The following is a 7316-nucleotide window of genomic DNA, read 5'->3' as shown; positions in this document are numbered from 1 at the left end:
TCGGACAAGTGGCAGGAATACGGTTTCCGCGTCGCCAATCTGCCGACGGATCTGCAGGAACGTCACACCGCCATCCACGAGGACGCCATACGCCGCGCCCGCGAAATGGGCTGGAATCCGGACGCGGACATCGCCGACGAGGAATAACGCCCGGCGCTGCCGTCAGTCCCGGAAATTCACGTACTGCAGCGGCAGTCCCAGGTCGGCCTCGCGAAACAGGCTGATCGCCGCCTGCAGATCGTCGCGCTTTTTGCCGGTGACGCGCACCTGGTCGCCCTGCACCGAGGCCTGCACCTTCAGCTTGGCATCCTTGGTGATACGCACCAGCTGCTTGGCCATGGCCTGGTCGATACCCTGACGAATCTTGATCTCCTGCGTGGCGCGCTGGTTGGCTTCGTTGATCTTGCCCGGTTCCAGGCAGGCCACGTCGATACCGCGCTTGCTCAGCTTGAGACGCAGGATGTCGAGCATCTGGTTCAGTTGAAACTCCGACTGCGCGGTAAGTGTCAACATTTCGTCACTTTGTGTGACTTCCGCGCCGCTGCCTTTGAAATCGTAGCGCGTGGAAATTTCGCGGTTGGTCTGGTCGACCGCGTTGGTCAATTCGTGGCTGTCCACTTCGGAAACAACGTCGAAAGATGGCATGTGTTGTCCTCGTACCCCGTCGGGGTGTTTTCTTATCTCAGCGGCAAGGCATAGAATGCCGGCTCATGAAATTGTAACAGTCCGTCTACTGGCATGAAGTCCCTGTTCATTTCTCTCGGCGCCGCGAACGCGGCACTCGGCGTGATACTCGGCGCATACGGCGCGCACGGGCTGCGCAATCATCTCTCGACGCAGATGCTGGACGTGTACCGCACCGGCGTCGAGTACCACATGTATCACGCCTTCGGCCTGATTCTCATCGGCCTGGCCGCCGGCCAGATGGGCGGCCGCCTGCTGGGCGCCGCCGGCTGGTTCATGTTCGCCGGCATCGTCCTGTTTTCGGGCAGCCTGTACGCCCTCAGCCTGAGCGGCATTCGCTGGCTCGGCATCATCACCCCGTTCGGCGGTCTCAGCTTCATCATTGCCTGGGCGCTGTTCGCCTACGCCGCCTGGCAGAGCCGCTGAACATCCTTACATCAACGGAGAAACGACCTATGCCGGAAGTATCTTTTCAGGTACGCGCGGACAAGACCATGGAGTCCCTGCTGAGCGCCCTGGAAATGGAAGACGCCCTGGAAGACTGCGACATGGACATCAACAACGAGGTGTTCACGCTGGACTTCCCCGACGGCGCCAAGCTGATCATCAACAAGCAGGCGCCGATGGAACAGCTGTGGCTGGCCTCTCCCGAAGGCCCCGCCCACTTCAACTACGAGGCGGAACAGGACGAATGGGTCAACGACCGCACCGGCGAGGGCCTGATCAGCACCCTGGAACGCGTGCTGTCGGACAAGACCGGCGAGACCATCCGCATCGAGCTGGAGGATTAACCTGTTTCCGCGTCTTCCTTCGCCAGCCGTTCGAGCAGTTCGTAAACCTGTTTCGGATTACGGGTCTTGAATTCCTCGCGCAGCAGCTGCAACGCCTCGGCGCATTCGCTGCGTCCCTGCAGGCGCAGCTCAGCCAGCGACATCGACAGCGAGCGGAACTGGCGGAACACGAGATACCCCACGGTGGCCGACACGGCGGCCGCGATCCACTGCTCGCGATACGCCAGATATCCGGCCAGGCCGTAAACGACAAAGGCACCCAGCACGATCATGGCGGTGTACACATGAGTCTGATCGATGAATTCGCGAAATATGTCGCGATGAGCTGCGAACTGTTCAGGTGTCATGGGGCGCTTCCGGCCTGCGGCGACGCGCTAAACTAATACATGATGGGCACAAAAGCGACACAACTGCCTCAGGACGCGATGTACCAGAGCTTTCCCCGCAACGAGACAGGGCGCGACTTCGTGGTCGGCGATCTGCACGGCATGTTCAGCGCGCTGGAACAGATGCTCCTGGGCGTCGAGTTCGACGCCGAACGCGACCGGCTGTTCTCGGTCGGCGACTTGATCGACCGTGGACCGGAATCGCAGCGCTGCCTGGAATTTCTCGACCACTCCTGGTTCCACGCCGTGCAGGGCAATCACGAGCGCATGATGCTCACCGCCCAGAACGACGCCATGAACTTCCTCAACTGGACCAACATGAACGGCGGTGGCTGGTGGCACGACATCGACGACGAGATGCGCGAAGCCTTCATGACCCGCGTCGCCGCCCTGCCCCTGGCGATGGAGATCGCGACCGAGCACGGCAGCGTCGGCATCGTGCACGCCGACATTCCGCTCAACGTCGGCTGGCACGAGTTCGTGGAAAAGCTGGAGGACGCCTCGTTCCAGGACTACGCCCTGTGGTCGCGCAACCGGCTCAAGCTGGCGGAACTGAGCGGCCGCGTGCCGCCGGTGGAAGGCATCGACCTGGTGGTGGTCGGCCATACGCCGCTGCAGCGGGCCGTCCAGATCGCCAACATCTATTATCTCGATACCGCGGCCGCCTATTGGGAAGACATCAAGGGCGCCAAACTGAGCCTGCTGCAGATCCATCCCGGCTTCGCGATCAGCGAGCTGCCCACCGCGCCGATCCCCGACGACGAGGACTGAACGGGGCCTACAGCCTGCCCGGATCCTCGGTTTCCTCCGCTTCCTCCGCCAGACCGGTATCCAGCCCGTCCAGGCTGACCCGGTTTTTGTGCAGCCGGTATTCGCGCAACCCTTCGTCGCCCTTCTTCTGCGCCCATTCGCGCAGCGTCTCCCGTTCGCCGCGATAGTCGTACATCGGCACGCCGAAGCCGCAGGAGGTCTGCACCATCTCGATGTGCAGCAGGATGATCTGGCGCTCGCCGGGGATGGTCTCGAAATGTTCGTGCCACTCGGGCCAGTTGGGGTTGTCGGGCCGGATGATCTCCCCGCGTCCGTACAGCCGCAGGATCAGGGGCTGGGCGTCGAAGCTCATGAACATCAGGGTCAGCCGGCCGTTTTCCAGCACATGAGCCGAGGTCTCGGCGCCGCTGCCGGTCAGATCCAGGTAGGCCACCGTTCGGTCGTCAATGATGCGCAGGGTATTCATGCCCTTCGGCGAGGTGTTCACGCGGCCCTGATGGGGGGCGCTGGCGACGATGAACAGCGCCTGTTTGCGAATGAATTCACGCAGTTTCGGGTCCAGCCTGTCGAACCGTTTGCTCATGACGAAATATGGCCGAGTTTTTTTGTCGGGATCATTTTTCTATACTGCCCGCCCTTATTGTGCAACCGAACCGATGGGAGCTACATGACCGAATCCTTCCACCCCCCTGTTCGCACGCTGATGGGCCCCGGCCCGTCCGACGTCAATCCCCGCATCCTGGAAGCGCTTTCGCGCCCCACCATCGGCCATCTGGACCCCGCCTTCGTGGGCATGATGGAAGAGGTGAAGGAGCTGCTGCAATACGCCTTCCAGACCCAAAACGCCCTCACCCTGCCCGTCTCCGCGCCCGGTTCGGCCGGCATGGAAACCTGCTTCGTCAATCTGGTGGAACCCGGCGAGAAGGTCGTCGTCTGCCAGAACGGCGTGTTCGGCGGGCGCATGAAGGAGAACGTCGAGCGCCTCGGCGGCATCCCCATCCCGGTCGAAGACACCTGGGGCCAGCCCGTCGACCCGAACAAGGTGGAAGACGCCCTCAAGGCCAACCCGGACGCCAAAGTGCTGGCCTTCGTGCATGCCGAAACCTCCACCGGTGCGCAATCGGACGCCAAAACCCTGGCCGAGATCGCCCGACGCCACGGCTGCCTGACCATCGTCGACACCGTCACCTCGCTGGGCGGCACCCCGGTGCTGGTGGATGAATGGGACGTGGACGCCGTCTATTCCGGCACCCAGAAGTGCCTGTCCTGCACCCCGGGCCTGTCGCCGGTCACCTTCAACGAGCGCGCGGTGGAGAGAATCAAGAACCGCCGGCACAAGGTGCAGAGCTGGTTCCTGGACCTGAACCTGGTGATGGGCTACTGGGGCAGCGGCGCCAAGCGCGCCTATCACCACACCGCGCCCATCAACAGCCTGTATGGCCTGCACGAGTCGCTGGTCATCCTCCAGGAGGAAGGCCTGGAGAACGCCTGGGCACGGCACACCCACAACCACCGGGCGCTGCGCGCGGGGATCGAGGCCATGGGGCTGGAGTTTTTCGTTGACCCCGAGCACTGCCTACCGCAGCTCAATCCGGTCACCGTCCCCGAGGGCGTGGACGAGGCCGCGGTGCGCAGCATCCTGCTCAAGGACTACGAACTGGAGATCGGCGCCGGCCTGGGCCCCATGGCGGGCAAGATCTGGCGTATCGGCCTGATGGGCTACGCGAGCAACGAGCGCAACGTGCTCAACTGCCTGGGTGCCCTGGAGGCCGCGCTGGTCGGCCTGGGCGCGCCGGTCATCACCGGCAAGGGCGAGGACGCCGCCCGGCAGGTGTACGCCGCCTGAGGCCTGTTAGAATGTCCCCGGCCGGTGCCCACCGCCGGCCGGGGACATGACGGGATGTATTCGATACCCAAACCTGCCGAACAGACGCTGCCGCAGGCCGAGAACCTGTTCAAGGCCGTGCTGTTCCCCACCCTGATATTCGTCTCCTTCCTGCTCGCCCGGCTGACCGCCGAGTCCCTGGCTTTTCCCGCACCCCATCATCTGCTCCTGAAGTGGGCGCTGCTGCTGGCCCTGGCCACGTTCGACAGCATGCTGATCATCGGCATGGGCATCCTGGCTCACGACGCCGTGCACCGCGTGCTGTTCCGCAACCGGTTCTGGAACGACTTCATCGGCGGCCTGCTTTCGGCCCTGGCGCTGATCCCCTTTTATGCCAACCGGCAGTTTCACCTCACGCACCACGGCTACGCGCATCAGCCCGGGCACGACCCGGAGGCGGCGATGCACGACCGTCCGTTCTGGATTGCGCTGACCTGGGGTTCGATCGTCGCCTTGCAGGAGCAGTACCGCTTCATGTTCCGCAATCTCGCCGCCGGTCGGCGCGACACGAAACGCGCCCTGCGCTTTCTCAAGGACCTGGCGCTGCTGGCCGCCGCCGCGGGCTTTTACGCCGGGACGCTCATCCTCAGCGGCGCGTCCTGGCTGCACACCCTGCTGCCCATCCTGCTGGTGCTGCCGCTGGTGTTCGGCTACCGGGCCCTGTCCGACCATTACGGCGTACCGGCCGTGGCCCGCAAGAGCCTGGAAAGCGAGGCCATTTTCGAAAGCACCGACCCCGGCTGGGACCGCAGCCAGCGCCTGGTCCGGCACCAGATCAGCGGCTGGGTAATCCTGAGCCCCGCCTGGCTGGAATGGCTGTGGAGCCACGTGAACTACCACGAGGTGCATCACAAGTTCCCGTGGCTGTCGCACGTCCATCTCAAGAATGCCTTCGAGGCCACCCGCCACCAGCTGCCCTACCTGGTGGCGCGCGGCTATACCCGCAACCTGTTCCGTCTGATGCGGCTACCGTACTTCAGTCAACGGCAGGACGTCGCCGAGTGCCTCAGCGTGCAGCGCGAACCCCGGCCATAAGACTTCCCGGTCGCGGCTAACGCGCCAGCACGCGCTTCAGCGCCAATCCCTGCATCGCCCCCAGTTCGGCCGTTTCGGCCAGAAACACCTCCGCCGCCGCCAGTGCATCACCCAGCGCATCGTGCGCGGGATGCGCCGGCATGTTGTGCGCCTGGTGCAGCGCACTGAGACGCAGCTCGCCCTCGCGCGGTGGCTGCGAGCGGCGCGACAGGCGCCGGCGCGCGAGCAGCAGGGTATCCGCCACCGGGACGACGAACTCGCCGCCGTACAGACGGCGGCAGGCCGCACGCAGAAACCCGACCTCGATGCCGGCGTGATGCGCGATCAGCACCCGTCCGGCGAGATCGGCGAGCAGCACCGCCAAGACCACCTCCAGCGCCTCGCCGCGCGCGGCCTGCTCGTCGGTGATCCTGTGCACCACCACGCTTTGCGGCGTCAGGTCACGCGCGGGGCGGATCAAGTGATGGCGCGCGCTGTCCAGGCGGATGCGCAGCCCGTCCAGCCCGACCCAGCCCATGCTCACGATCTCGTGCTTCTCGGGGTCGAGGCCCGTGGTTTCCAGATCCAGCGCGAGAAACGGCGCCTGACGCACGTCGCCGCGCGGATCGGGAAATGCCACCGCCAGGTAATCGTGCAGGGGTCCCGGCGGGCAGTGTTTCAGGGCATGGCGCCGACGTGCGTCCAGTGAGCGGAACAGGCCGAACATGCTCAGCGCAGCCGCTCGGTCTGGTAGCGCATCGCCAGACTGTCCTGCGCGGTCTTGATCAGGGCGAACGCCTGTTTCAGATAGGAACGATCGAGCTGGCCGATCGCCCCGGGAGAAAGATAGTTGTCCGGCGCCTCACCCCGTCCGATCTGCTCGGCCTGATGGCGGGCGCGCAGGGTGACGATGAGCTCGTAGGCCATGGACAGGTCGCGCAGCATGTCATCGCTCAGCATGCCCCCGGCGGCGCCCGCCTGCAGGCGCTTGAGGGTGTGCACGGCGGTGGAGCCGCTGGCCACGGCATGCACGCGCGCCAGCTCGACGATGGGCATCACCCCGCCCTGCTTGATGTCGAGCGTCTGCGCGTGGTCGCCTTCGTCAATCAACACGAACTGGCGAAAGAACCCCAGCGGCGGCCGGTGATGCGTGGCGTTGGCCGCCAGATGAGCCAGGTAGATGCTGTTGCCCTGCGCCTTGTTCAGGGCATGGGTCTGCAGGTTGGCGAACAGCAGTTCGTCGCCGTAGACGATGCGCGCATCGAAGAAATTGCAGGTCAGCATGACCGACTTCGGTTCGGGATGCCCGATCCAGTCGTCGAAGTAGCCCTTCCAGACACTCAGCGGCTGGCACCATTCGGGCGTGCGCGCCATGACATCGCCCGGACACAGCGTGAGACCGCATTCGGCCAGGCCGTGGGTGACGTAGCGCCCCAGGGTGAGGAACCATTGCCGGTCGCGTTCGGATTCGACCCGGTCGGCATACAGCAGCGCATTGTCCTGATCGGCGTGCGCCATGATTTCGCGCCGTGCCAGCGAACCGACCGCCAGCCACGCGAACGGCGCCGGTGCCGGCCCCATTTGTTTCAGGGCGAGCTGGATCAGGCGCCGGGTGACGGCGTCCCACAGCGCCGACAGCGCCTCGCCGACCTGCAGACCATTGGCGCCGGCACGGACCAGCTGCGCCTGCAGAACGGGAATCTCCCGGCTGATCTCGACCAGCGCCTCGAGCGTGTCGCAATGGGCCACCTCGCGCATCAGGAACAGCCCGGACACGGTCATGTG

General features: G+C 64.8%; 10 protein-coding genes. 5 read left to right on the top strand and 5 right to left on the bottom strand.

Annotated elements, in window-relative coordinates; all coding sequences use genetic code 11:
* Nucleotides 1–162: 162 nt before the first annotated feature.
* A complete protein-coding gene (locus tag P8Y64_12920) occupies nt 163–645 on the bottom strand; it encodes a YajQ family cyclic di-GMP-binding protein (protein ID MEJ2061368.1) in 483 nt (160 codons plus the stop codon).
* Nucleotides 646–738: 93 nt separating this feature from the next.
* Here P8Y64_12920 and P8Y64_12915 point away from each other — a divergent pair, with 93 nt between their 5' ends.
* Entirely contained in the window at nt 739–1110 is a 372-nt protein-coding gene (locus P8Y64_12915; GenBank protein ID MEJ2061367.1) for a DUF423 domain-containing protein, read from the top strand.
* Between the two features lie 29 nt (nt 1111–1139).
* On the top strand, nt 1140–1475 hold the full coding sequence (gene cyaY, locus P8Y64_12910; GenBank protein MEJ2061366.1) for an iron donor protein CyaY: 336 nt from the start codon (nt 1140–1142) through the stop codon (nt 1473–1475).
* Here cyaY and P8Y64_12905 read toward each other — a convergent pair.
* The gene (locus P8Y64_12905; GenBank protein MEJ2061365.1) at nt 1472–1822 is read right to left on the bottom strand and encodes a hypothetical protein; all 351 of its coding nucleotides are present in this window, start codon (nt 1820–1822) and stop codon (nt 1472–1474) included. The two genes, cyaY and P8Y64_12905, sit on opposite strands and share 4 nt — an antisense overlap.
* Before the next feature lie 39 nt (nt 1823–1861).
* Here P8Y64_12905 and P8Y64_12900 point away from each other — a divergent pair, with 39 nt between their 5' ends.
* On the top strand, nt 1862–2632 hold the full coding sequence (locus P8Y64_12900) for a metallophosphoesterase (GenBank protein MEJ2061364.1): 771 nt from the start codon (nt 1862–1864) through the stop codon (nt 2630–2632).
* A gap of 7 nt (nt 2633–2639) precedes the next feature.
* Here the strand turns inward: P8Y64_12900 and P8Y64_12895 are convergent, their stop codons facing one another.
* Entirely contained in the window at nt 2640–3215 is a 576-nt protein-coding gene (locus P8Y64_12895) for a pyridoxamine 5'-phosphate oxidase family protein (protein MEJ2061363.1), read from the bottom strand.
* An 84-nt stretch (nt 3216–3299) separates the two neighbouring features.
* On the opposite strand from P8Y64_12895, the gene P8Y64_12890 reads away from it, so the two are divergent.
* Together P8Y64_12890 and P8Y64_12885 are read left to right on the top strand one after the other, a co-directional pair.
* The gene (locus P8Y64_12890) at nt 3300–4478 is read left to right on the top strand and encodes an alanine--glyoxylate aminotransferase family protein (GenBank protein MEJ2061362.1); all 1179 of its coding nucleotides are present in this window, start codon (nt 3300–3302) and stop codon (nt 4476–4478) included.
* Nucleotides 4479–4532: 54 nt separating this feature from the next.
* The gene (locus P8Y64_12885) at nt 4533–5552 is read left to right on the top strand and encodes a fatty acid desaturase (protein MEJ2061361.1); all 1020 of its coding nucleotides are present in this window, start codon (nt 4533–4535) and stop codon (nt 5550–5552) included.
* A gap of 16 nt (nt 5553–5568) precedes the next feature.
* On the opposite strand, the gene P8Y64_12880 is transcribed toward P8Y64_12885, so the two are convergent.
* Both P8Y64_12880 and P8Y64_12875 read right to left on the bottom strand, forming a co-directional pair.
* The gene (locus tag P8Y64_12880) at nt 5569–6258 is read right to left on the bottom strand and encodes an exonuclease domain-containing protein (protein MEJ2061360.1); all 690 of its coding nucleotides are present in this window, start codon (nt 6256–6258) and stop codon (nt 5569–5571) included.
* A 2-nt stretch (nt 6259–6260) separates the two neighbouring features.
* Nucleotides 6261–7316 (bottom strand): putative nucleotidyltransferase substrate binding domain-containing protein (locus tag P8Y64_12875; protein MEJ2061359.1); only part of this gene is annotated, 1056 nt, incomplete at its 5' end.

It is taken from the genome of Gammaproteobacteria bacterium, assembly GCA_037388465.1.
Taxonomy (GTDB): domain Bacteria; phylum Pseudomonadota; class Gammaproteobacteria; order SpSt-1174; family SpSt-1174; genus JARRKE01.
The sequence above is the reverse complement of the archived record's forward strand: the minus strand, read 5'-3'. Positions and strand labels throughout refer to the sequence as shown.